Here is a 21,708-nt window from a genome sequence, read left to right on the forward strand (position 1 = left end):
TGGTAGGGCCGCATTAATAGCGGGCGATGATGTTGCGGGCGGCCAACTGACGCAGGGCCGCGGCTTTCTGCTCCGGGGTGATGTCACTCGGCCAGACCAGCGCCTTTTCACGGATCGATGTCAGGCGAGCATGAACAACCCCCGGACGGTCCAGCGCACTGGCGTCCACATCACCCAGCACCACGGCGACCGCCTCTTGGGCGTCGGCCGCGTCAGCGGCAAGGTTCAACTTGGTGTGACGGCCGTTGTCGAGCTGCCCCACCACTTCACCATCAACAAAAACGCCACCGGTCAGGGTGGCGTCATCACGGGACAGCCCATCGACCTCGGCGAGGACGTGGGAGCCGTAGCGTTTGAATTGCGTCATCTTGTAAAACCCCTTGTGATAGGCTCCGCCGCTTAACGGCGATTCTTGTAAATGTCTTTCGCATTCAGCTCGGGGCCCTTCTGCTCCGCACTTTCACGAATAACACGGCTACCGGTGCCACTCTCATCCGCCGAGGCTTGAACTTCATGGATGGCCTGACCCACCATTTTGATCGGGTCGTTGATGCAAGCCAGCAAGCTATCAAAGCTCGCAGAGAGGCCAGCGGCCGACAGCGTATCCTTGAGCGCCTTCGCTTGCGTGATGCGCTCATCGGCTGACGCCTTGGTCAAACCACCGGTCAGCAGGGAAGCAGACAGCGCAGGAATACCCGCATCAGCACAAGCCTTGGCAATCTCTGCCGCATGATCCAACGCCAGCGCGGGCACCTGCTCGGCCTTGATGGCCTCGATCACATCCGGGCGCTCGGCGGTAATGGCGGCGATCACGTCGGCCGCCATTGCGCCAGCACTGACACCCGGCAAGCCAAGCACCAGCACCTGACCCGATTCACCGGCCGCGCCGGTCTTGTTCTCTTTACTCATTGTGTTTCGCTTCCCCTGTTTCAGTTCACTGATCACGCCTTCCAGACTGCCGAGCCGGTGGGCCATGCCCACGTCCACCGCCCGCTGGCCAATCAACACGCCACCTTTGCCGAAGTCGTTCAGGACCGTTTCCCGAGACACCCCCATATTGCGGGCCACCCGGTCGATAAAGATGTCTGCCAAGTTGTCCAGCTCGCTCTGGTATGCCTTGCGGCCCTCTTCGCTGGCCGGGTCCAACCGCTTGTTGGGCGATTGGCTGGATACGATTTCCAACACCTCGGTTTGGTCGGTGTCGCTTTTCTTGCGAGTGCGGAACGTCATCACGGTCCCGATGGAGCCAAGGCGGGCCGTGGCATCGATCACCACCTCATCCGCCGCCGTGGCCACCCAGAACGCCGCCGAACACCCCGCACCGCCGATATACGCGACGATGGGTTTCCGACCGCGGGCCTGATAGATCATTTCCGCCAGCTCATGGATACCGTCAGCCTCACCGCCGGGCGAGTTGATATACAGCACCACGGACCGCACTGCCGGGTTGTCCATCGCGGCGTTGAAGTCCTTGGCCAGCATCTGGGTGGACGTCCCGCCACAAATGGCGTGGAACATGGTGGCGTAACGGCTGATCACGCCATTGACATGCACCAGGGCGACGCCGCCGTCTCTGATCTCCATGCCCGGACTGACCGCCCGGCCGCCTTTCCCCTCCAGGGCAACCGGCCCCAGATGGTCAGCCAGCCCGGGCAGCGTGGACAAATCCAGATCGGCAAGGTCTCGGGCAGCCAAGCCGCCCATCACCTCCAACATGGCTTGATCCAGTGCCCAGGCTTTGGACATCAGGAAATTAAGGGCTAAGTGCTGTTTCATTCTTCACTGTCCCCGCTCTTCTCTGTCTCATCCTGACGAAACAGCCCGGCGAGATTGCCGGGCTGCTTGACGCCTTCTTCGTTGCAAATTTCCTCCCATCGCTTGAGGGCCTTCGCGTTACGCCTCATGTTGTCCTCAAGGTCGCGGCCATACTCGGCGGCCTCGGCCTCGGCGTTGGAAATATTGTTACTCACCGCCTTGTTACGGGCGTTGATGTCCTGCTCTGGCTGCAAGTGCTTCCAGGCATCTGGACGAATGTCGAGCGACAGATAAGGCCACGGATTGGAGCCAAAGCCCGGGGCCTTCAGCCGACCAATCAGGACCGCATCTTCAATCACCCAGCGCCAGATAGTGAACGCCACCTGAAAGCCGGACAGGTTCGTTTGATCGAACGTAATTCCGCGGCGGTACTCGTTCAAAAATGCCCGGACCAAGCGGTCATTGAGGCCGTCCCAATCGCCGGTCAACAGGGGATAAGGGATCTCCAGTCCGGCCGCTTCTTGCAACGCCTGCCAGCGCACGAAATCCTTGTACCCTTGCCCAGTGTCATCCCCGTCAAAGAGATCCAGCTTTTCACCAGGAACGCCGCGCAGCATGGTCCCGGCAAACACACGCTCCACCTCTTCGGCGGGCTTGGAGTCATCAAACAACGGCTTCCCCGTGGCGGGGTCGAAGTCCCAGTCGTCGCCAAACTGCTCGCGGTACAGGAAGCCCGTGAAGGCGCTCCGCTCTTTCTTGCGGATCAGTTCGGCGTCGTCGTACTCCTGAAACGTCCGGTCCTTTAACAGCGCCGCGGCCGTTTCCGGTTCAGCGCGAACCTGACCGGGGCGGGTCGGGTGATAGTGATGGATCACGTCACGGGCCGGGACCCGCTCCAAATCGGACAGGCTGACGGTCTCGATCCCGTCTTCCGGGTGCGCCCGATAGAACCAGTACGCGACCTTCAGTTTTCCGTCGAACTCTATCCCCTGCACAATCCGGCGGGTGGCACTGATCCGACGGTTGAGATCCAGGGGGCACAAATCGGCCTCCATGATCTCCACCTGTGTCGGCACCTGTAGCCCCGAGGAAAGCCGCCGACGCAACCGGCGAATGAAACACTCGCCAGACATACGGCGGGCTTTCACCGCCACATTGACGAGGGCCCCGAAATTCATGTCCCCCCAGGGGTCCAGCTCCAGCGATACAATCCGCCACAGCTCATTAAGCTCCCGACGAAAGGCGTCATCCTGACACGTGCTGATCAGGGTAAAGCCCTTGCCGACCTCGTTGGTGGTGTTCTTGTTGATGGCCGACCGCAACAACAGACTGTTGCGGTAGCCAGCCCGGGCGCGGTTGCGCAGTTGACGGCCAGAAACAGCAAGGGCCCGATTCGGGCCCATGCTGGGAGCATTCCAACCAATCGAGCGCGGGGCCCGTGTCGCCCCCTCATAGGGCTGGGATGCCTGAATCGGCCGCCCATCCAGTCCAATGATCACGCTCACCGGATCCCCCTATCCACACAGGTCCGAACACCCGCCAACGGGCTGGAGCGGGCCCCAGCACGCCGAGCCATCAGGCGGACAATATGTCGTTTCGCCTTCAGCAGGTCATCTATGGATCGGTATTGCACCTCTCGGCCGTCGATCCTGACCGTCAATTCACCGCTTGCGATGGCCTCATCAAGCGCGTTTACATCATCTTGAGTAAATGCCACTGCTCACCTCACACACTGGACCGCCGACGGCGGCGGGTCGGTAATCGCTGCTGCTGCCCATCACTGGACAACAGCTCGCCGTTTTCATCAATCGGACGTGCCCACGGTGGGGCGTTATCCCAATCGACAATCTTGTCGGCCTTGATGTCGTAAATACAGGCCCAGCCATACACGAACAGATCGAAGGTTTCGTTCCTCGCCCCCTTACTCACCTTGTCCCACTTGCCATCAGCGTCCCGCACCTCGGCGGTCAGCTCATCGAAGAAGGCTTCCGGGAGCCAGTTAGGGAAATGCACATAACGCCACCCGGGCGTGTCACGCTCAAGGGCATTACTGACCGTATCTTTGACCCGGTTCGTGTTGATAAAGAGCACCGGCACATCCCCCAGAGCGTTGGCCTTGCGGTCCTTGCGCTGGGTGTTGTCTGGATAACGCACCTCCACCAGGGGGCCAGATGGCCGCCCCTTAACCAGCATGAAGCGCCGGGCCAGCCCGACCGACTTCAGCTTGCGATAATAGGAATAGGCGTTATCCGTGACCCCATCTTCGCCGCCGCTATCGCACATCGTGCGATAGATAGGCATCATCCGGCCCGAGTCATCATCTATCGGGTATGTCCGCTCGATCACCTTTTCGGTGATCAGGTCCCAGTCCTCCAGGTGAGTGGCAGGGTTAACCCGGACAAAAGCGTCCGGCTTGTCCTCCTGCACCCGCTTTGATTTCTGGATGGCGAAGCGGTCAATCACCACGCATTCCAGATCAACGCCCCACCCCAGCACCATCACATCAAAGCGGGCCTTTTTGGCCCCGCCCTGCACATCGACTTGCGCCGTCATGAAACGCACCCACGGCGGCACCACCCGAACCCCCAGATCGGCGCGGCGCTCCATCAGCGCGTTGCCGTCGCGGTCCTGCTCCCGAGGCGGCGTGAATGGCCGCCCCTGATCGGTGTTCACCGTGGCCTGAAGGTCTTCCGTGTTGCCGGTCTTTTCATACTCACGCAACGCGGCCAACCACTTATAAACAAGCTGGTTCCACGTCTGAAAGGCAGCCGTCGGCCCCTTCTGCCAAAACGAGGCGACACGGGTTTCCCGCGGCGTCCCCAGTAATCGGCCATCCTGATCCAGGGAGCAGCCTTGCGGCACCCAGAGGCCGCCGCTATTCAGCGCCAGCTTGAGGGCCACATTCCCCGCCAGTGGCTGATCTTCGCGCAGCTCCACCCCACAATGGGGGCACGGCATCACCACATCTTTCGAGGCGGTGGCCGGATCAGGCTGGTCCCTGTCCCACAGCAACAACGGGAAATCAGGCTCGAACCAGTCACCACAGTCCGGGCATTGCCACATAAACAAGCGGCGGTCGCCCTGATTGTAAAGGGACAGAATGCCGCGGGTCGGCGGCGCTTCATGCGGGCTCGGCACCCGATAAGCAGGATCGGTAATCAAAAAGCCGGGGCTTGATTCAACCAGCACCATCCCCGACGACATGAACGTCTGTGTCCGTTTCCCCGCCAGAATGAACGCCGAGCCCTCGCCGTCGATGTCTTGCGGCATACGGTCGTAATCCGTCAGCGCCACCCGTTTCCAGTCCGAACTGGCGAAGATGTTTTTCGATGGCCACCCAATTTTCAGGAAGTTGCCAGAGCGAAACACCTTGTCGTGGACGTTGTTGTCGTGGGCCCGCGGCGACATAGCCGAGCGCACTTCCGGGCTTGCGTAAAACTCCCGAGAAAGGCGCTTTTTGCTGTGCTCGGCGGCCTTGTCCTGGCTGATCTGCACTAACAGAAAATCGGCCGGGTCGTTGACGATGGTGTCACACACCCACCCATCAACGAGGGAAACCGTCTTCGCTGTTCGGGCGGGGCCGACAAACACCACGGCGTCATATAACCGGGACTTGAGGCAGTCCATCGGCTCGTGCATGTACGGCACCAAGTCACCATCCCAAGGCACCATCGACCCGCTTTGTTCCACATACAGCAGGCGGCGGGCGCTTTGGGATACCGGCTCACGATTGGGCGGGCGGACAATGGTGATCACATCACGCCGGACACGGCCCGGCTTGGCGTAATTAGCCATTGTCGTCCACCTCTAATAACTCGCTATACAGTTGATTCCTGAACTCGTCCGCGGTCCTTTCCAGCTCTTCAAGCTGGGGCGCGCTGAACGTCCGGCGGCGTTCCATTCGGTCCGGCAAGGACTCGAAGAACGACACCACTTTTTTCAATACCCGCGACAAGTCGTCGCGGTACTCTCCAACCGGGATCAGGTCCCCGATCTCGCGCTGAAACTTGAGCCGCTCATTCTCGGACTGATACCACTCCTTCCGATCTTTCGGGGGCATCTTGTCCGGTTGATGGCTGGCGGCGGTTTGCTCACCCCCACCCTGAAACAGAGCCGGGCCAACATCGGCCAGCAGGTACACCGGGGCATTCCCCCGGGTGCCCTTGGGCTGAACGCCTGCTTCACGCAGGCGCTTTCGTACTGTGTCGCGGCTCATCCCGAACGCTTCCGCGATCCGGGTGATATTCCAGGCGTAGGCGTCGCCGATATGGGTCACGTCTGCCATGTTGACCGCTCCACCCTGACACTCACAAAAAGGCGGCCTCTGGAAAAGTTGCTATTGCCCGAAGGCTGGCACTGTGTGCATGGCGCTAACTGTGATTCCAGAGGCCAAACCTGAAACGCTCCTTAGCGGGGTGCAGTTGCACACTCGCGCAGGTCGTGGATGTAGTTCACCAGCTCGCCCAGCGCCTCACCGGACAAGCAAGCCCCGCCGTCACTGCTTTGGCTCCACTGGAGCCTTGGCGGTGTCGGATCGCACAACGGGCGAGGCGTCGGCAGCGGGGCGCTCTGACATGCCGTCAGGCTGACCGAACAGATCAGCAAAAGCGCGGGCCGGGTCATCTGCCACCGCGGCCCGGCGCTCTTCACGCCGCAATTGCTTGCGCTCTTGGTCATATCGATCCCACCGCGCCAACAGGCGCTTAAAGAGTTCGGCGAAGCTGCTCAGGGTCGTTAGCCATCCCATTCGCGGATCTCCGGTAGTTCCCCGCCAGCACCTGGAGCAAGCGGATCGCCCAGGCGGGCAACCGCGCCACCCACTGCGGCGGCACCCAGGCCATGACTTGGGTCAGCACCCACGCCACTAGGCCGATAATGGCCACCCATTTGGCGGCCGCCTCGCCGCCGACGAACACCGCCAGCAGGCCAAACAGATCGAAATCAGGCGGCGGCATTGCTGCCGCATCCGTCGCATGGGCAGGCACCGACAGCGCCAGCACCCCGAACACCATCGCCCAGCACATCACAAGTTTTCGCATTGCCATTCGCATTGTCTCCCGTTGAGGTAAGCGTGAGCGTCAGGCGACACGTCATTTCCCAGCGCCTGACGCGACTGACGGGCAGCCGATACCAACACGGCACCGGACCCGAAGAACGCATCGGCCACCACCTCGCCGGGCTGGCTGCTTTGCTGGATCAGAATGTCGAAGAGTTCGACCGGCTTTTCGGTCGGATAGCCGCCACGGATACGCTTGACCGGGATCAGGTCTGGCATGTCGGACGGGTCAACACTCTCCACCTCTTTCACCTTCAGCACATCCGGGATCCCGAGGTGGTTCAGCTTGCGCTTGCCCTTCTCGAAAAACAGGATGAACTCGCACTTTGCCCGGTAGTGGTAGCCCATGCCGATGGCGCACTTGTCCCACACCACCGGTTTCCAGAACGTGAACCCGGCGGCCTCGGCCAGCGGCTTAACGTGAAACATCGTTTCCTGATCGCACATCAGGTAAAAATGGCGGTTCTTTTTGAGCACCCGGAACACCTCCGCGAAAAACTCGGGGAAGCGGTCGTTCGGGAAAATGCTGAACCACCGGTTACTGGATCCCTTGCTCTCCTTGAGCCGGGTCGTGGTGCCGCGGGCGCGGTGTTTCTCCAGCGACTCGTAAGGCGGATCCGTAATCATCAGATCGACACTGTTATCCGGCAGGCTTTTCAGCCACGCCACCGCATCCATTTGCGCAAGCTGCATTCCGTGACCTCTGCAAAAAAAAGAGGGAGGCCGAAGCCTCCCAAACGCTCTTACTACCGAAACAGATCGGCGGGGTAGTTGCGGACGAACTCCGCTTCCGTGCCCGCCCCTTGGGCCGTGTTGTAGTGGCGCTTCCAGTACCGCGCCAACCCATCCACATCCCCCGCCGCGGGTAACGACTCTTTCACCCGCAGGTAATGCACCCGGCACATGGCCACGGCATACGGCAGATTGCCGATCAACTCGCAGTCAGGAGGGCACCCCTTGGCCGCCAGCGTCTGGCGAGCCTCGCCGGACATGATGCCAACCAGCAGGACCTTGAGGTCCTTACGATAGGCGATGTAGTTCAACCAGATGTCGCGGTGGGTGGCTGGTTCCATCTGGGCGATGCCCAGCGCCGGGCCCTGCCCCAACTGCTTCAAATATTCCGCGTGGGATTCTTGGGTGATGGTGCCCATCACCAACTGTTCCGCCGCGGCACTGTGCAACCCGAGCCCCTTCAGGGTCGGGCGTACTACCAATTCGAGAAGATGTTTTTTATTCACGCTGGCCCCCTAAATCGCCTTTTCGCTTGCCTCGGATGTCCTTCCAGATGTCCCAGCCGAACCGCGCCAACACGACAAGGAAACCGCCCACCGTTGTGATGTCGGCCACCGTGATCTGGATGTGCGGCAACTGCACCGGGTACTGAAGAAGGCTGACCGTTCCGGCCACATCACTGGTGGCCGCTTGTACTTTTTCGCTCAGACTGCTAAGGCCCACACCGGTCCCCCCGACGTAAGCGATGACGCGCCCGGTGTCCCATTGCCACATCAATCGACCGCCCTTTTTCAGATACAAAAAAACCCGGCAAGAGCCGGGTTTAGGTTGAAAGCGTGGCGCTACAAGCACACCAACACCACGTTATGGCGAAGCCTATCGCAAAGTGCCAACGAAAATCAACACATTATGTGTAATCGCACACGATAGGTGTAAAACCAATTCACTGAAAAACCGTTTTTTATTCGGTGTGACCGGTCACATTTAGCCGCAGATCAAGGGCGCGGCGGGTATGGAAGCAATCGCCATCCCCTTTAAACAGCCCCCCGCACCCTTCCGGCAACGCCGACCCACACTTCCGGCACGACCCCAGCTTGGCGATCTGCCGCTCCAGGCGGGCGCAGTCTTCCCGGATCAGGGTGTCGATATACTCATCCACGCTATAGGGCCCCCGTATCCCGCCCCGCACATGCCGGGCCTCATCCAGTTGGCGCTGGACGGGCGGGGACAACCGAACCTCGATCACCTTTATTCCGAGCTGGCGCATTCTCTCCCGGGAGCGCCGCTTACGCTCGCCCGCGGGGACCGGCGACCGCTTTCCCCCGCTCACCGTTCGCCCTCCTGTGTCTCCCCCTCTGCTGCATCCGGGGCGGCCAGCAAGTACACCACCTTCACCGGGGACGGCAACTTGGCCGCCGCCAGCGATACCCCGCAGTAAAAGCCGACACCAACCAGCACCGACAGCGCGAACAGAGCCCACACTAGCCCCAGCGAACGCAGCCCCCCCAGGGTGCCGAGCGCCGCCACCTTGCCCAACTCCAACCACATCCCGCGGCGGTCGCCTTTGCGCCACGCATCCCGAACGGTTTCCATCATCATCACCTTACCCCTCCATTACCCATCACAATCCCGGCCAGCGACTCACGAAAGAGCGCGGGCCCCGCCTTGGCCATGTCGTACAGTGGCGCGTTGCGCTCCTGCCTGACTGGCTGGATCCCTGCCGAGCGCAGCCGCTTGCGCACCGTGTCCCGGCTCAGGTCAAACATGTCAGCCATCTGGCTGATATTGAGATACCGCATCGCCATTTCCCCCATCAAAAGATCACCGGATCGGCAGCCTGCACCCCGCACCGGAAGCGGGATTCGTCAGCTACCTGCCTAGACCGCTGACGACGCATAGGGATCCCGAAAAACTGCCGAACCCCGCGAGCCTGCCGCCCGTGGAGTGCGTTTCGGGCCCCAGGGTCCCCCGGCTTTCCGCGCCGCCGCGTCTCGGCCGCCGCTCCACCGACACACATAATCCCTTTATTATCAGCCACTTGCCACACACGCAGCGACACACAACCGCCGCCGCGCTGTGCGCCACACCGACCGAAACAGCCGCCGACGGCGACCGGCTCAAATACGCTTTTCACTTGCTTGATTCCTCCTTTAGCGTGGGTCCTGTAATTTGCCCTCATGCCGCGGCCTCGCTGGTCTGGTCTGCTGGCGTGTTTTTTCTCGATCTCGCTTCTGTCTCGGTCTCGATGGTGAGCCCCTGAAGGATCAGCCAGTCGTGATAACGGGCCAACGCCTCCCGCTTCTGAACAGCCATCGCCGTGTGGATGTATGTGGCGTCCAAGTCCTTGAGCGTGTGATTCAGCAACAGCTCCCCGACGATGTAATCCACGCCGAGATCTGCCCACACAGTCCGCGCCAATTTCCGCAAATCGTGAGAGGTCCACGCCTTTTCACTGATCACCTGAAACAGCTCATTGGCTTTCGTTTTACCGATTGGCCTTCCGGGCTTTGCTCCAGGGAACAGCCAGACACTAGAGACCCCGCGGCGGGATTGACTGGCTTGGTATGCCTTCAACGCCTGCACCGCGGCCGACGACAGCGGGATCTGGTGCTCTCGCTTGTTCTTGGTGAACCGGCCCGGGATCGTTAACGTGCTGCCGCGCCAATCAATCCAGTCCCATCGGTGATGCCGTGTTTCGCCGACCCGCGTCCCGTGCAACAACATCAAGAGCGGGATCAACCGCTCAGGACCTTGGCAAGCAGGCAAGCGCCCCATGAAGTCCGTCAGGCGCTCGACACGCAACGACGGGTCCTTGGGCTTGATGCGGGCCTGAATGAAGTCGCTGAACACCCAGGGGGCCAACGGGTTCGACTCGATACGCTTTAGCCGATACGCCTGCTTGAATGCCGCCTTCAGCACTCCGAACACGGACTTCACGAACGACAGGGAATAGGTCGATTGCATGGGCCAAATCAGCTTTTCATCAAGCAGGGTTCGGCCTTCTTTCTCACTGCTAAACGCCCCCAGGGGAACATCAGACAGCACCGGCAAAAGCTGCCGATTTATGGCGCTCTTGACCGAACTCCGCCGACTGGATGACACGTTGGCGTTATCGCCGGACCGGTCCCGATACCAACACAGCAAATCGCCCACTGTTGCCCAGGTGGACACCGCCAGATTATCCGACGCGGGATCAACAGCCAGTTGCCCCTTGATTTCCGGCAGCCGTGCAAACAGGACCTTGGTGGTCATGTCTGGAAATGCCCCGACCTTTTTCCAGCGTTCCCGGCCGCCTTGATAGTGCCGCAGGTGAAAAGAGCCCCGATCCCGGTCCTTGTGGAACCGGAACAACAACGAGAAACGAGGGTCTTTGATCTGCCTGACGCTGGGGTCTTGGCTATGCCGCCGAATGACGGCATCTGACAAGGCGGTGATGATTGTGGCGGTCATGGCCTCCACTCCTGTGATAGCCCGCCTCGGGCTTTGCGTTAAATCGTTATTTCGTTAAGTCGTCCAGCTTGATACGGTCGCCGGGGATCAGGCTTTCACGCTCGCGGGTTCTGTCCTTCAGGGCCTCGATAGCGCGTTCCAGGTGCATGATGGCCGTTTCGTTATAGGCGCTTTCATAGGGCCCAGATTGAAACATCTTCAGCCGGTCATGGCAGATGGCGATCAGCGCCTCGATGGTTACGCCGTTTCGCCCAACGCTGGCCGGGTGGCCATGCTGGAACCGAATCACCCCAAGCGCCTGATCAACCTCCAGCACATCAGACCCCGGCTTGGCAGTCACAACGGAATAGTGATGCGGACCACCGAACCCGAAGGCAGTGGCCGCACTGGCGGAGGATTGGAAAATCCGAACGCCGGCTTCATCACCGACGTGGTGGGTTGTCACTTCCCGAACTCTCAACATGATCACCCCTTACTGAATGGTTTCGCTTCTGCCATGCTCGACCACTTCGTGAGCCGAGAGTGACACCGCCAGCATTTTTTGAATCGCCAGCAGCACATCAACTTTCGATTGGCACCGGCATTCGTTGACATAATTTTCAAGGTGCTTTTTAGCCAGTACCTCGGCCTCTAACTCATTGACGAATTTTGGCATCTGCTACTCCTTACCAATCAAATTCATGGCTTGAGCCCACCCGCCAGCGATACCGTTCTCAGATGCCAACTGATCAAGAGCGGCGGCCAATTTAAGTTCACGCCCCTCCAATTTCGCCGCCTTAACCAACTTCTTGGCTTTTTTGCGCAAAAACTCCACAGTGTTCCCAGATGGGAACTTGATATGATCGTTAATATGTTTCATGACGCTTCCTAACCGGCTTACCAACAACCACACACGAACAACGGCCGCCAGCATGACCGCTCACACTGACATATCCTGTCCCGTCGCACTGGTCACAATCAGGATGCGGAGATTCAACGTTCTCCAGCCCGGCAACCACTATCGAAACAGCATTGCCATGAGCAAGACGGGACCGAGAAATGACCTCAACAACCTCCAGCCCACCAGGGTGACGTGATACATCGTCAACCAAGATCACATCCGCGGGATATGACCCGACCCATTCAGGAAACTTAGGACGGGATGACCACCCCACAGCGACATCACTCAAATCCGGGGAGATGCGGTAACGATGCAGCCAGCGGGCCGCGTCTTGTGACGGGCAAAGGAAAAGAACAGACTTCCCGTCCGCAATAACCCCCTTGGCAATAGTCAGTAAGAGAGTTGTTTTCCCTGACTGGGGCTCGGGGGAACGAATGAAATTAACGTGCAGACTAGGCACAGAAGAAGATGAAATATCACTCATAACACTTCCCCCCCAACGGCCAGCAACGACCGCCCCCACAGACATCCGGGGCCATCTTCAGTGTCAAAAATCCCGAGAATGAACCACATATCACCGGGCGGTGGTGATGGCTCCCACTCGCTCACATCAGGATCACCCAATTCGAAATATCGTTCGACCAGCTCTTCGGGGGCATCTGACTCCATAGAAACCCACTCGCACCGAATCCCTTTACAGGCCATCAGCGCGGTGAAGTCTTGCCATGTCATTTCATCCATACCGATCAAGGCAGGATGAAGCCACATTCCATATTCATCACGGTCAACGTGGACCGGCACCAGTTCAACGACCATCACCCCATCCCCTCCAGTTCTTGAATGATCACTTCCCGCGCCTCAGCAAGGCGGCGCTTGTATGTCCGCAGGCTCATACCAAGGGCGTGAGCCATGTCGATCTGTAGCAGGCCGGACGGGTCGAAATTCACCAACCCGCGGCGCTGTGAAACCCGAAACCAACCGGCGCGGCATTCCAGCCGCAACACGTCAGCCCGGTCCTGATTCTCGGCGGCCATTTTCATCACAGCCGCCTCGATACGGGCTTCTATGGTGTCCATAGGCGCAGAGCCCCCACCACTGCCGAACGTGATCAACCCTTTTCCGTCGATCATCCTGGCCAGCATTGAGGCCCCCGAGCCAGGAACAACGCCCCCGGAATGACACCAACGCGCCCAGGCTTCCAACAGGTCGTCGAGGTCATTTCGGCGGCGGCGTCCCATACACTTCCTTTCTGAAACCATCACGCTCCGGCCGCCCATTGGTTAAACTCATGCACCAAACCGGCCCACTTCCTCGCGGCCTCTTTGTTCGTGTTCAGCTCCCGGCGGCTTTGCACACCACACAACCGGCGAACAACCTCAGCAGCCGCGGCAGCGTCTGGCACCTCTCTCCCGCACTTACCAGCCAGAAAGCGCAGGAAGCGGGCTTTCTGACAGAAAATCGCAGCACCCCTTGTGAAATCCATGCACACCCCCTTTACGCCGCCTTGGGGTTATAACGGATCATCGTTTCGGATAGCGCCTCCACCGGGTCCAGATAGTGGCGGACCCCGCCAGCGCGGGGCGTCACCATCAGATCATCGCGCTGAATAGCAATCTCACTGGATGGAACCCCCTCAACGTGCCAAAGCTGACCACCAAGAGCGCGGATATATTCCACCTCTTCCCATGTCTTGACGTGAGTCAGCACAAGACCGCGATCCCGCTCCTTGCCGTGGTCAAACTTCAAGACCACATCACGCAGCAAATCCGCCCGCAGACGTCCACTTCTTGGGACCCGCATGGCATACGCCACAAGCCGAGCCCGACCAACCCCGACAACCGCTTGCGCCACCTCTTCACGACGGCGCTCACAACCGCCGACCAGCCCGATAATCAACATCTTTCCCCCTACACCTCACCCGCCACCCGGGCAGATGCCAGGGGGCCATAAATGCCGTTGTAATCGACCTCGCCGCGGGACTTTGACACGATATTCAGCGACGACGAAAGCCGAGGGGCCTTCTCCTTCCGATACCAGGAATAAACCGTTCTCGGCTTTTCCTTCAGAAGCTCGGCCGCCTTCTCGATCCCGCCCACACTGTCAATCCAGGTGTTCAAATCCACGTATTGAAGCCCTTGTTAACACACTAATAAAAGAATTACACGTTATGTGTAATTCTAGGCGACAAAACAGGTGTTTTACAAGGCTTTGTTTTGCTGATTTAACACGCTAAGTGTATAGTTGATCAGAATAACAAACGGATGCAGCTAACAGCCTCCTACGAGGCCGCCGCTAACCCGCCTCGTTAACATGGGAAACATGATGTCGGACATTAAAAATGTGCAAGCGAACCGGCTAAGACACTGCCGCGGCGTCAAAGGCTGGACTCTCGAAGAAACAGGAAAGCGCCTCGGCGTTACTGGCTCCCGCTATTCCAATTGGGAGCAAGCCTTACGCTCGCCGAAATATGAGCAGATGATAGCCCTCGCCGAACTATTCGGGACCACCCCCGCATGGCTGGCCGGGTTCACAGACCACGAAGGCCACAACGCCAGCCCAATGGATTACGTGACCCTAGACCAGAGCCCCATTTCAGTGGGCGGGGAAACATTGAACATCGACAATGTGGCCAATCGGTCAGCCCTCCATATTGATCACGCCAAGGCAAGGGGCCTGAATGAAAACAAGCTGACAGCCATCATCGCCCAGGGCGATAGCATGGACCCCCTTATCCAGGACGGCGCGGAAGTGCTGATCGACCGCAGCCGGACAACCGTCAGCACTGCCGATCTTTTCGCCATTTTGGTGAACGGTCAGATTTGGATCAGGTGGATAAGGCCAGAACTGGACGGCTCGTTTACCGTTGCCGCCGAAGACTCGGCGCACTACCCAGACCAGAAGCTGAACGCCGAGCAACTGGCGAGCCTGAAGATAGTCGGGCGAATAGCCAGAATCACCCACGACAGATAAGACAAGCGCGGCCAATGCCGTGTTTTTCCATTTGTTGGTTTTACACTAAAAGTGTAAGATTCCACGAATAAGCACACCACCAACACGAAAAGGGTTAATCATGCGGGATCTAGCAGTATTGGGCGGAGCACCTGAAGGGGAGGTCATCCCACTACCCACCACCAAGAAGGTGGCCATTTATACCAATTTGCGGCAATCGGCGGCGATGGCCTCCGGTCTGGAGGCGCTGGCCGTTCGCGCCCTCGAATGCGGCGAAGCAACCGACAAAGACCTAGAGGACATCGCCGACCTTTCCGCACGACTCAAAGATGATTTGAACCGCGCCGCCCTCGTTATCTCTCAACTTGCCGACAACAACTAACGCTCTATCAAGGACGGATAGAATGACAATGGAAATCACAGGCGAAGACGTCATCGGGCTATCAGGCCAGCAACTCACCACCCCCGAATTGCGCGTCCTTGTCGGTTTGGCTGACGGCGAAACCCCCTCCCAAATCTCACTGGCCGTACAGGTCCCCGCCTCATCGCTTCGACATATCGAAGCATCCATCCAGGCAAAGCTGGGAGCAAAGACAAAGCCCCATATGATAGCCAGGGGGTTTACGCTCGGCGTTCTCATTCCTCGCGCTCTCTGCCTCATGCTGGCCATTCTGGCCACTTTCGAGGTTGACGACGACGCCCTTCGTCTTCGCCGCCCCTACCGCACCAAGACCGGCACAAGTTACGTTCGCGTCATTCGCCCATCCAGCGCAGGCGGAAAGGACTTCGCCTAACCTCTCCCCGGGCGGCCGCGCCGCCCCACCCTGCCAAATTCGTTAATTCGTCATTTCTTTATTTCGTTTTTTCTTGCCATCATCCCGCCCTGTCATTATCCTTATTCATGCGTTAACGAATTAACGATTTGACTATTTAACGAAGGGGATACACCAATGGGATACAAGATCGGCGTGGTCTCACAAAAGGGCGGCGTAGGGAAAAGCACCCTTGCCCGTTCGACAGCCTCAACCTATGCGGCCGCAGGCTGGAACGTGAAGATTGCAGACCTAGACATCAATCAGAGCACCAGCTTTTCATGGCTGCAACGTCGCCTCAAATCGGGCATTACCCCCGTGGTTAACGTCGAATGCTTCGGCACTCTCTCTCAGGCGCTCCGCGTGGCAGATGCTTACGACCTTATGATTTTCGATGGCGCTCCACACGCAACAAAGGCCACTGTCGAGATCGCCAAGGTTTCCGACTTGTTGGTCCTCCCCACGGGCCTATCACTGGACGATATGGAACCGACAGTCATCCTTGCCAACGCCCTGGCCGACAAGCACGGGATAGAGTCCGGCAAGATCTGCTTTGCCTTGTGTCGAGCGGGGAACAGCGAGAAGGAGTTAGAAGAAGCCCGGGAATACTTATCCGAAACCCCCTTCCACTTACTTGATGGCGTCATGTTCGAAAAGACCGCATTCCGCCGGGCTCACGACTCAGGATTGGCCGCCATCGAGACACCATACAAAGGCCCGCGGGAGCAAGCCGACCAGTTGATCCAGTCGATTATCAACCGGCTCCAGTCCGAACAATAACGAATTAACTAAATAACGAATTAACGAGGTAACGAAGATATGGCAAACGTACCGCCACCACCCGGTAAAGGTAAGGGCAAAGGAACACCACCGGCCAGCACCGCAGCCGCTCACGTTGTCGGCAATAACACGACCAAACCAGAGGCGGGCGAACTGGTCCCGATGAACTTCAAAGTGGATTCCGAACTAAGGAAGGATTTCAAGATGTTTGCAGCCATGCACGATATGAGCATGGTCGATTTACTGAAGGAAGCGTTCGCTCTCTACAAAGAGCACAAGGGCGGTTAATGCCCTGAAGGGTTCGGTCGGCTGGCTCTCTCACCTTCCAGCCGACCGGACACAATTAACACCAATGGGATCGAGGGATAATTATGTCTGACAAGGATTATAAGGCAATCAGCCGCACACGGATAATTGAATTTCCGCTTCTGCCAGCCGACACCAGGGAGCAATTTATATCACGCTGCCCTGACTATATGCGGACAGCATTACAGAAGCTGCTGAAAAAATAACAGAGGCCCCCATCGAGGGGCCTTACTCTTTGCCCTTCGACCACCCCAACATGTTGATGCACACGATCCCCTGTTGATATGCCTCCTTGTTCACCGCGCCACCCTTGGCCACCAATTCATTGATGCACTGGGTCAGCTCGGTGGCTTTCGGCTTCAACTCGGCCACGGGCACCTTGAACACCAGGAGATCATCAGCCTGAATCCGCTTCAACCAGATCCCCGCCGTCCCTACCTGCTGGACAGGGGTCGCGCCATTCCATTTATCTTGTGATACATCCCCCATAAAACCATCTTGCAACCATGCCTCAGCAGGATCACCGCACCCGGTCAGCGCCAGGGCAACCGCAAGAACTCCGAACGCTCTCTTCATTGGTCTAACGTCTCCATTGTTGTTTTTGTGACAGGTCACAGGTGGCGATATAACGTAGACCGGGAAACCCCCAGGTGCTTGGCCACCTCCGACACTGTAACCCCTTCCCCTGCCAGCATTGCCCGCGCCAGCTTCAACTGTTGAGGCGTAATAGCAGGCGGACGGCCACCCTTGCGACCACGGGCCCGGGCCGCACTCAGGCCCGCACGGGTTCGCTCAGAAATCAGATTCCGCTCGAACTCGGCCAGCATGGCGAAGAAGTGGATCATCATTTTACCTGTTGCGGTGGTGGTGTCGATTTGCTCATGGAGCGAAACCAGCTCGACCCCCTTCAGCCTGAACACCTCGATCAACTCCAGTAGATGGCGCAGAGACCGCCCCAGACGGTCCAGACGCCACACAACAACGGTATCCCCTGCCCTCACCTTATCAAGCAACCGGGAAAGCTCAGGACGGGCCACAGCGGTCCCGCTGACCGTCTCGGCCAGCACCTCATCACAACCCACCCGCTCCAGGGCATCGAGTTGATGGGCCAGTTCCTGATCTGACGTGCTCACCCTCGCATAACCAAAACGCACAATAACCCCCTTTTGAGACACCATTTCGAAACATAGTTAAACGGACAGGGTTTTGAGACAAGGAAGAGACAAAAAAGGACCACCAACCAGGGCGGCCCCACATGACCCAAAAACGGCCGTTTTTGAACAGCTAGTCCCCTGCCTCACGCAAACGTAAAACCACCTCTTTCAACACTGGGTGAGCCTCTGACGGCAAGTCAGGCAACAACCCCTCAACCCGATCAGCAAGCTCCGCATTGCTCAGAACAATCAAACTCCCGGGCGGCATCCCTCCGATGCTATCGAGATCCATCACTGGCATGGCGAACACCTCCAACACCGATCACCATTTTCAAGATAGCCGGACATCAAAAAGCCCGCTTAATGCGGGCCATTTTCAGCGCTTCTTTGCATCCTCTCGGATTAGCGATTTAACCACCGTAACCGATGCCGATGGCGGAACGCTAATCGACCCCACCGGCTCGCCGCCTTCTGCCCGGGTAGCCTCAAGATCTCCCTTGAACCAGCACCACGAAACATCACGCCCAGTGTCTCCCGCCTCCAAGATGCCGGACTTGTACTCGAAATTAACCGCCATGATCCCCCACCTCCCAACAAGGCTAAAACTCAGCCCGCAGAGCCACCGCCCGCGAGATCGCTTCATCCAACGTGGCAACCATCCCCCTGTTTGTTGAACGGTCCCACGCCCCACCATCAAGACAGCGCACACAGTAGCGAACCCCATCCGGCCAAGCCTCAAACCAACGGCGGCGACGCTCTTCCAGGTCATCGGCGGGGACACCTTGCGACATATCATCCCAAGATGTGGTTGTGATGTATGGCACCCCCCACCAGTGATCCACTTCCAGGGGATCACGGTGCTCGTTCGGGGTGGTGTCAAAGTCTGATCTCATGCACGGATTGAGAGGTATCCCCTCGGCCGCCCATTCTCTCTGATTGCTCAGGTAATGGGCTGGTAGATAATCCCCGATTGCGACCACCTGCCCAACATACTCGATCTGTCTTGGCATACTCGTTCCCTCTTCACCATTTAACATATTCTTTTCAGTCACGCAGAAGTGACGGCGTCACCGACGCGGGCTGAATAGATAGCCTCCGCCCTCTTTCGCCCCTCATCTGTCAGCGAAAAAGCCAGCTTCAACGACTCAGACCGGTACTTCTGCAACAGACCGTGATCGACAAGGGTATGGCAGGACGCCCGGAAGTTGGCCGGAAAAACTTCGGCAGATCGAGAAGCGTTGATCATCTTCAGCAGCCTTACCCCAGGAACAGGACCGGCGGCCCCTCTTGCCTCGATGGCAAACAACACAAAGAGCAGGTCCTTTTGAATTGCTGAAACTCTCATATATCCCCTTAATCATGCTTGATATGATTAACGTATCATCACCCCTCTGAGTGGTAAAGCTAATTCATGCCTGAAATGATTAAGGGCTATTGAAGCAGTGAGAGGCGCTATAAGGAATTTCATGGGCGGCCCTAGTGGTTGCCTGTCTTTTTCTTTGGGTGCCCTTAGCGGCGATGTGGTGGCCGTGTGACTCAGGATTTAAGGCCACCTCCACCCCCCACCCTGCTAAGCGTCTTTTTTCTTTAAGGCCACTGTTGCATGACGCACCACTGAAGTTTGTCGGCCCCCTTGTGGGGCATGGCTGGTTCAAGCTGGGGTTTTGGGGATCGGGTGTGGGGGCGTGCCCCCACGAAGGGGGGTTATCATGCTGACCGGCGGGCGGCTTGCCGCCCTGCAAGGTCAGGCATTCTCGTCTTTGTTCTGGCGGCGGCCAGCTTGCTGGCCTGCATAGCCAGGCATTCTTAGGATGCTTCGAGCGTAGAGAGAACATCCAGATCATATTTTTTATTCATAAAGAAAGAGCATATCTACAGTAAGCAGTTAATTTTTATTGGATTTACCTAAATTTTATTTGAAATCACTTAATTTTTTCTATTCAAGAGTTATCCACAGAAACAGGGGAAGTTATCGGGCGGCCGTGGCCAGGAATAGAGGCAAAACAGGAAGGCTTGGGGGATCTTGGCGGCTGCATTGCCAAAACCCCGCAGAATAGGCAAACGAGGGCAGCACAGTCCCCCACAGGGGCCTGTGCCTAAGAGTGTGCAAGGATTGTTGTGGCGCTACTGTTGCAGCTTTAGCCACTCATCGAAGGGGGGGTACTTGACCCGGACCTGATTCATCACCCACGATTCAGGCTTGCCGGAATGCTCGGCCAGCAGCTCGGCCGCATACTTGGCCATGTCCAGGTTGTACTGGCGTTGCTGCTCCCGGCGCTCATTGCTATCAGGCAAAGAGATCGAGCGGGCAGGCTGACGGGTGTTAGTCTTGATGCCCACCTTCCCCTGGGCATCACACAAATGGCGATTTGCGATCTCGGCGTCATGCGTTTCCGGGAACTGCTCGGCATATGCCGCCCGCACACCCGACAATTTGCGAGAACACCACGTCCTAAACTTCTTCAGAGCCTCATACCCCACGCGGCCAATAGCAACTAGGAAGTGCATGTTCAGATTTTTAATTGCCGGGCGGCCGCGCTTAGAGCCGTCTTCCTGCTCTTCATATTGAAGGTGAACATCAAAGGCCCCGGCGATTTTGAGGCGACGGAAACCACGCCAGTATCGTTGAGAAGGGCGGGGCTTATCGGCTGGGGCATTTTGGTCCAGCAACCCAGCCACGGCGGCAATCTCCGTGCAAGATCGATGAACGAAACCACCATTTGGCAATGGTGTCCCCACGCGCAGGGTCGCAAAATCCGTCATCTGGATGATCGCTTCCATAATCAACGCTTCCGCCTCACGGGCTTCAGAGCGATTCAGGCGTGGATTGCCGTCGGCGTTTCTCTTACCGCTCAGGTTAGAGAGCGTAGGTAGCATTTCTGGCTTTGAATAATAGGCGCGGATCCCCTCCTGGAGCTTCCGCATTACGTGCGGAATATCCTTCTTGGTTTCCGGCGGGGTGAAGAGGTCCCACGCGGGATTATCTGGGTTATGGCCGCAGCGATTACCGCTGCCCAAGAATTTCCCAGGGTGTGGGTAACGAGAGCGCCCCCACATACATGGGGCTTCGATAGCACTGTCCATCTTGTTCCTTTGCTCATGGCAAAGGCTTGCTTACGTGATGGCCAACTTGTACACTTACCCTTGCGGATTGGGATAAGCCTTTGTGCTGACCTCTTCGAAAAGCCCGAGGCGCCAACCTCGGGTTTTTCACTTTGTAAGCCTGCCTGATTAAATTCGATTCATTCTTCCCGTTTTAGGGGCCTTAGCCCCCATTTACTCCGGCTAATTTACACTTTTTGTGTATCGTTAGACAAGCCCTGTTTTCCCTCACGCAGCGAATTGATCGCCTCTCGCACTACATGCAGCGACAGCCCCACACCAGGATGCGCCTGATCATCACCATCAACAGAGAGACACAGCCACTCGACATAAGCGTGAATGTGCTCGATGGTATCACCTTTATTTTCCCTGATTAAGGGGTTTCCCGTTCTTATCATTTTCAATTCCTTACAACTCGATCTTGCCCGGTGCCAACCAAGCGTCATTTTAGCTATTTATAGTTATACTGTATATTTAAACAGTGCCATTTATGGCGAAGTCAATCACTCCGGCGTCACGCAACTTGCTGATGTATAAGAGACAGACCCCGATTCGATCACATGCTCGACCTCATCAACCAACCACAACCCATTGGCTGATCTCTTGTGGTTTGACACGCTGATTTTTCCTTCGGCAACAATCGCCGGGGTTAACGGTCGGGTGATGGACAGCGTCGCCTTGCCCCGCTTCAGCTCTTTTAGCTTGGCGTCGGCCGCCTTCCTCGCGGCCTCT

The 21,708-nt window shown here is 57.9% G+C and carries 32 protein-coding genes; 5 read left to right on the forward strand and 27 right to left on the reverse strand.

Annotated features, from left to right (window positions below):
* Positions 1 to 13: 13 nt before the first annotated feature.
* The 21 genes from BN1130_RS03825 to BN1130_RS03930 form a co-directional block, all read right to left on the reverse strand.
* Positions 14 to 367 carry a head decoration protein gene (locus BN1130_RS03825; RefSeq protein ID WP_042040423.1) on the reverse strand — a complete coding sequence of 118 codons (354 nt, stop codon included), beginning with the start codon at positions 365 to 367 and terminating at the stop codon, positions 14 to 16.
* Positions 368 to 399: 32 nt separating this feature from the next.
* On the reverse strand, positions 400 to 1,776 hold the full coding sequence (locus BN1130_RS03830; RefSeq protein ID WP_052448174.1) for a S49 family peptidase: 1,377 nt from the start codon (positions 1,774 to 1,776) through the stop codon (positions 400 to 402).
* Positions 1,773 to 3,260 carry a phage portal protein gene (locus tag BN1130_RS03835; protein ID WP_157013887.1) on the reverse strand — a complete coding sequence of 496 codons (1,488 nt, stop codon included), beginning with the start codon at positions 3,258 to 3,260 and terminating at the stop codon, positions 1,773 to 1,775. Before BN1130_RS03835 ends, BN1130_RS03830 begins: the two co-directional genes overlap by 4 nt.
* Entirely contained in the window at positions 3,257 to 3,472 is a 216-nt protein-coding gene (locus BN1130_RS23155; protein WP_042040424.1) for a phage head-tail joining protein, read from the reverse strand. Before BN1130_RS23155 ends, BN1130_RS03835 begins: the two co-directional genes overlap by 4 nt.
* An 8-nt stretch (positions 3,473 to 3,480) precedes the next feature.
* Positions 3,481 to 5,550 carry a phage terminase large subunit family protein gene (locus BN1130_RS03845; RefSeq protein ID WP_042040426.1) on the reverse strand — a complete coding sequence of 690 codons (2,070 nt, stop codon included), beginning with the start codon at positions 5,548 to 5,550 and terminating at the stop codon, positions 3,481 to 3,483.
* Complete coding sequence (locus BN1130_RS03850) at positions 5,543 to 6,040, reverse strand: DUF1441 family protein (protein ID WP_042040427.1); 498 nt, start codon at positions 6,038 to 6,040, stop codon at positions 5,543 to 5,545. The genes BN1130_RS03845 and BN1130_RS03850 overlap by 8 nt, the downstream gene beginning before the upstream one ends.
* A 418-nt stretch (positions 6,041 to 6,458) precedes the next feature.
* Positions 6,459 to 6,800, reverse strand: a complete 342-nt coding sequence (locus tag BN1130_RS03855) for a hypothetical protein (protein WP_139427385.1) — start codon at positions 6,798 to 6,800, stop codon at positions 6,459 to 6,461.
* Complete coding sequence (locus BN1130_RS03860) at positions 6,779 to 7,504, reverse strand: DNA-methyltransferase (protein WP_042040430.1); 726 nt, start codon at positions 7,502 to 7,504, stop codon at positions 6,779 to 6,781. Before BN1130_RS03860 ends, BN1130_RS03855 begins: the two co-directional genes overlap by 22 nt.
* Positions 7,505 to 7,557: 53 nt before the next feature.
* On the reverse strand, positions 7,558 to 8,049 hold the full coding sequence (locus tag BN1130_RS03865; protein ID WP_042040431.1) for a hypothetical protein: 492 nt from the start codon (positions 8,047 to 8,049) through the stop codon (positions 7,558 to 7,560).
* Entirely contained in the window at positions 8,042 to 8,317 is a 276-nt protein-coding gene (locus tag BN1130_RS03870) for a hypothetical protein (RefSeq protein WP_042040432.1), read from the reverse strand. The genes BN1130_RS03865 and BN1130_RS03870 overlap by 8 nt, the downstream gene beginning before the upstream one ends.
* Before the next feature lie 187 nt (positions 8,318 to 8,504).
* Positions 8,505 to 8,810: a hypothetical protein gene (locus tag BN1130_RS22815; protein ID WP_042040463.1), complete on the reverse strand. Its 306-nt coding sequence runs from the start codon at positions 8,808 to 8,810 to the stop codon at positions 8,505 to 8,507.
* Between the two features lie 59 nt (positions 8,811 to 8,869).
* Positions 8,870 to 9,091: a hypothetical protein gene (locus BN1130_RS03880; RefSeq protein WP_157013888.1), complete on the reverse strand. Its 222-nt coding sequence runs from the start codon at positions 9,089 to 9,091 to the stop codon at positions 8,870 to 8,872.
* 50 nt (positions 9,092 to 9,141) lie between these two features.
* A complete protein-coding gene (locus BN1130_RS03885) occupies positions 9,142 to 9,342 on the reverse strand; it encodes a DUF1441 family protein (protein WP_157013889.1) in 201 nt (66 codons plus the stop codon).
* Between the two features lie 376 nt (positions 9,343 to 9,718).
* Positions 9,719 to 10,993, reverse strand: coding sequence for a tyrosine-type recombinase/integrase (locus BN1130_RS03890; RefSeq protein ID WP_052448176.1), 1,275 nt, complete (start codon positions 10,991 to 10,993; stop codon positions 9,719 to 9,721).
* A gap of 46 nt (positions 10,994 to 11,039) precedes the next feature.
* Positions 11,040 to 11,456, reverse strand: a complete 417-nt coding sequence (locus BN1130_RS03895; protein ID WP_052448177.1) for an Acb2/Tad1 domain-containing protein — start codon at positions 11,454 to 11,456, stop codon at positions 11,040 to 11,042.
* Between the two features lie 9 nt (positions 11,457 to 11,465).
* Complete coding sequence (locus BN1130_RS03900; protein ID WP_042040436.1) at positions 11,466 to 11,648, reverse strand: hypothetical protein; 183 nt, start codon at positions 11,646 to 11,648, stop codon at positions 11,466 to 11,468.
* Positions 11,649 to 11,651: 3 nt separating this feature from the next.
* A complete protein-coding gene (locus BN1130_RS03905) occupies positions 11,652 to 11,852 on the reverse strand; it encodes a hypothetical protein (protein WP_157013890.1) in 201 nt (66 codons plus the stop codon).
* A gap of 501 nt (positions 11,853 to 12,353) precedes the next feature.
* Positions 12,354 to 12,689: a hypothetical protein gene (locus tag BN1130_RS03910; RefSeq protein ID WP_042040438.1), complete on the reverse strand. Its 336-nt coding sequence runs from the start codon at positions 12,687 to 12,689 to the stop codon at positions 12,354 to 12,356.
* Complete coding sequence (locus BN1130_RS03915) at positions 12,689 to 13,111, reverse strand: hypothetical protein (RefSeq protein WP_157013891.1); 423 nt, start codon at positions 13,109 to 13,111, stop codon at positions 12,689 to 12,691. The genes BN1130_RS03910 and BN1130_RS03915 overlap by 1 nt, the downstream gene beginning before the upstream one ends.
* A 256-nt stretch (positions 13,112 to 13,367) precedes the next feature.
* Positions 13,368 to 13,772, reverse strand: a complete 405-nt coding sequence (locus BN1130_RS03925) for a hypothetical protein (protein ID WP_042040440.1) — start codon at positions 13,770 to 13,772, stop codon at positions 13,368 to 13,370.
* A gap of 8 nt (positions 13,773 to 13,780) precedes the next feature.
* Positions 13,781 to 13,996: a hypothetical protein gene (locus tag BN1130_RS03930; RefSeq protein WP_080078698.1), complete on the reverse strand. Its 216-nt coding sequence runs from the start codon at positions 13,994 to 13,996 to the stop codon at positions 13,781 to 13,783.
* A gap of 199 nt (positions 13,997 to 14,195) precedes the next feature.
* Between BN1130_RS03930 and BN1130_RS21285 the strand changes: the two genes are divergently transcribed.
* The 5 genes from BN1130_RS21285 (at position 14,196) to BN1130_RS03955 (ending at position 16,702) form a co-directional block, all read left to right on the forward strand.
* On the forward strand, positions 14,196 to 14,843 hold the full coding sequence (locus BN1130_RS21285) for an XRE family transcriptional regulator (RefSeq protein ID WP_052448179.1): 648 nt from the start codon (positions 14,196 to 14,198) through the stop codon (positions 14,841 to 14,843).
* Positions 14,844 to 14,943: 100 nt separating this feature from the next.
* Complete coding sequence (locus tag BN1130_RS03940; RefSeq protein ID WP_042040442.1) at positions 14,944 to 15,204, forward strand: hypothetical protein; 261 nt, start codon at positions 14,944 to 14,946, stop codon at positions 15,202 to 15,204.
* Positions 15,205 to 15,226: 22 nt separating this feature from the next.
* The gene (locus BN1130_RS03945; protein ID WP_042040443.1) at positions 15,227 to 15,616 is read left to right on the forward strand and encodes a helix-turn-helix domain-containing protein; all 390 of its coding nucleotides are present in this window, start codon (positions 15,227 to 15,229) and stop codon (positions 15,614 to 15,616) included.
* Between the two features lie 156 nt (positions 15,617 to 15,772).
* Complete coding sequence (locus BN1130_RS03950; protein ID WP_042040444.1) at positions 15,773 to 16,414, forward strand: ParA family protein; 642 nt, start codon at positions 15,773 to 15,775, stop codon at positions 16,412 to 16,414.
* 39 nt (positions 16,415 to 16,453) lie between these two features.
* Entirely contained in the window at positions 16,454 to 16,702 is a 249-nt protein-coding gene (locus BN1130_RS03955; protein WP_042040445.1) for a hypothetical protein, read from the forward strand.
* Positions 16,703 to 16,948: 246 nt separating this feature from the next.
* On the opposite strand, the gene BN1130_RS03960 is transcribed toward BN1130_RS03955, so the two are convergent.
* The 6 genes from BN1130_RS03960 to BN1130_RS22560 all read right to left on the reverse strand — a co-directional run.
* Positions 16,949 to 17,296, reverse strand: coding sequence for a hypothetical protein (locus tag BN1130_RS03960; protein WP_042040446.1), 348 nt, complete (start codon positions 17,294 to 17,296; stop codon positions 16,949 to 16,951).
* A gap of 35 nt (positions 17,297 to 17,331) precedes the next feature.
* Positions 17,332 to 17,874: a recombinase family protein gene (locus tag BN1130_RS03965; protein ID WP_306381716.1), complete on the reverse strand. Its 543-nt coding sequence runs from the start codon at positions 17,872 to 17,874 to the stop codon at positions 17,332 to 17,334.
* Between the two features lie 1,048 nt (positions 17,875 to 18,922).
* Positions 18,923 to 19,219: a hypothetical protein gene (locus BN1130_RS03980; RefSeq protein ID WP_015060225.1), complete on the reverse strand. Its 297-nt coding sequence runs from the start codon at positions 19,217 to 19,219 to the stop codon at positions 18,923 to 18,925.
* 779 nt (positions 19,220 to 19,998) lie between these two features.
* On the reverse strand, positions 19,999 to 20,958 hold the full coding sequence (locus BN1130_RS03985; RefSeq protein ID WP_232301922.1) for a plasmid replication protein repA: 960 nt from the start codon (positions 20,956 to 20,958) through the stop codon (positions 19,999 to 20,001).
* A gap of 206 nt (positions 20,959 to 21,164) precedes the next feature.
* On the reverse strand, positions 21,165 to 21,374 hold the full coding sequence (locus BN1130_RS03990) for a hypothetical protein (RefSeq protein WP_042040450.1): 210 nt from the start codon (positions 21,372 to 21,374) through the stop codon (positions 21,165 to 21,167).
* Between the two features lie 105 nt (positions 21,375 to 21,479).
* On the reverse strand, positions 21,480 to 21,708 hold a 229-nt coding region (locus BN1130_RS22560; RefSeq protein WP_042040451.1), incomplete at its 5' end, for a hypothetical protein.

Origin of the sequence: Aeromonas rivuli (assembly GCF_000820045.1) — a bacterium.
GTDB lineage: Bacteria > Pseudomonadota > Gammaproteobacteria > Enterobacterales > Aeromonadaceae > Aeromonas > Aeromonas rivuli.

What these genes read in the sequence shown, in the direction of transcription:
- BN1130_RS03825 (WP_042040423.1), bottom strand. Translation starts at nt 367, where the DNA reads ATGACGCAATTCAAACGCTACGGCTCCCACGTCCTCGCCGAGGTCGAT.
- BN1130_RS03830 (WP_052448174.1), bottom strand. Translation starts at nt 1,776, where the DNA reads ATGAAACAGCACTTAGCCCTTAATTTCCTGATGTCCAAAGCCTGGGCA.
- BN1130_RS03845 (WP_042040426.1), bottom strand. Translation starts at nt 5,550, where the DNA reads ATGGCTAATTACGCCAAGCCGGGCCGTGTCCGGCGTGATGTGATCACC.
- BN1130_RS03850 (WP_042040427.1), bottom strand. Translation starts at nt 6,040, where the DNA reads ATGGCAGACGTGACCCATATCGGCGACGCCTACGCCTGGAATATCACC.
- BN1130_RS03855 (WP_139427385.1), bottom strand. Translation starts at nt 6,800, where the DNA reads ATGGCAATGCGAAAACTTGTGATGTGCTGGGCGATGGTGTTCGGGGTG.
- BN1130_RS03860 (WP_042040430.1), bottom strand. Translation starts at nt 7,504, where the DNA reads ATGCAGCTTGCGCAAATGGATGCGGTGGCGTGGCTGAAAAGCCTGCCG.
- BN1130_RS03870 (WP_042040432.1), bottom strand. Translation starts at nt 8,317, where the DNA reads ATGTGGCAATGGGACACCGGGCGCGTCATCGCTTACGTCGGGGGGACC.
- BN1130_RS22815 (WP_042040463.1), bottom strand. Translation starts at nt 8,810, where the DNA reads ATGCGCCAGCTCGGAATAAAGGTGATCGAGGTTCGGTTGTCCCCGCCC.
- BN1130_RS03880 (WP_157013888.1), bottom strand. Translation starts at nt 9,091, where the DNA reads ATGTGGTTGGAGTTGGGCAAGGTGGCGGCGCTCGGCACCCTGGGGGGG.
- BN1130_RS03885 (WP_157013889.1), bottom strand. Translation starts at nt 9,342, where the DNA reads ATGCGGTATCTCAATATCAGCCAGATGGCTGACATGTTTGACCTGAGC.
- BN1130_RS03890 (WP_052448176.1), bottom strand. Translation starts at nt 10,993, where the DNA reads ATGACCGCCACAATCATCACCGCCTTGTCAGATGCCGTCATTCGGCGG.
- BN1130_RS03895 (WP_052448177.1), bottom strand. Translation starts at nt 11,456, where the DNA reads ATGTTGAGAGTTCGGGAAGTGACAACCCACCACGTCGGTGATGAAGCC.
- BN1130_RS03900 (WP_042040436.1), bottom strand. Translation starts at nt 11,648, where the DNA reads ATGCCAAAATTCGTCAATGAGTTAGAGGCCGAGGTACTGGCTAAAAAG.
- BN1130_RS03905 (WP_157013890.1), bottom strand. Translation starts at nt 11,852, where the DNA reads ATGAAACATATTAACGATCATATCAAGTTCCCATCTGGGAACACTGTG.
- BN1130_RS03910 (WP_042040438.1), bottom strand. Translation starts at nt 12,689, where the DNA reads ATGGTCGTTGAACTGGTGCCGGTCCACGTTGACCGTGATGAATATGGA.
- BN1130_RS03915 (WP_157013891.1), bottom strand. Translation starts at nt 13,111, where the DNA reads ATGGGACGCCGCCGCCGAAATGACCTCGACGACCTGTTGGAAGCCTGG.
- BN1130_RS03925 (WP_042040440.1), bottom strand. Translation starts at nt 13,772, where the DNA reads ATGTTGATTATCGGGCTGGTCGGCGGTTGTGAGCGCCGTCGTGAAGAG.
- BN1130_RS21285 (WP_052448179.1), top strand. Translation starts at nt 14,196, where the DNA reads ATGTCGGACATTAAAAATGTGCAAGCGAACCGGCTAAGACACTGCCGC.
- BN1130_RS03940 (WP_042040442.1), top strand. Translation starts at nt 14,944, where the DNA reads ATGCGGGATCTAGCAGTATTGGGCGGAGCACCTGAAGGGGAGGTCATC.
- BN1130_RS03945 (WP_042040443.1), top strand. Translation starts at nt 15,227, where the DNA reads ATGACAATGGAAATCACAGGCGAAGACGTCATCGGGCTATCAGGCCAG.
- BN1130_RS03950 (WP_042040444.1), top strand. Translation starts at nt 15,773, where the DNA reads ATGGGATACAAGATCGGCGTGGTCTCACAAAAGGGCGGCGTAGGGAAA.
- BN1130_RS03955 (WP_042040445.1), top strand. Translation starts at nt 16,454, where the DNA reads ATGGCAAACGTACCGCCACCACCCGGTAAAGGTAAGGGCAAAGGAACA.
- BN1130_RS03960 (WP_042040446.1), bottom strand. Translation starts at nt 17,296, where the DNA reads ATGAAGAGAGCGTTCGGAGTTCTTGCGGTTGCCCTGGCGCTGACCGGG.
- BN1130_RS03980 (WP_015060225.1), bottom strand. Translation starts at nt 19,219, where the DNA reads ATGAGAGTTTCAGCAATTCAAAAGGACCTGCTCTTTGTGTTGTTTGCC.
- BN1130_RS03985 (WP_232301922.1), bottom strand. Translation starts at nt 20,958, where the DNA reads ATGGACAGTGCTATCGAAGCCCCATGTATGTGGGGGCGCTCTCGTTAC.
- BN1130_RS03990 (WP_042040450.1), bottom strand. Translation starts at nt 21,374, where the DNA reads ATGATAAGAACGGGAAACCCCTTAATCAGGGAAAATAAAGGTGATACC.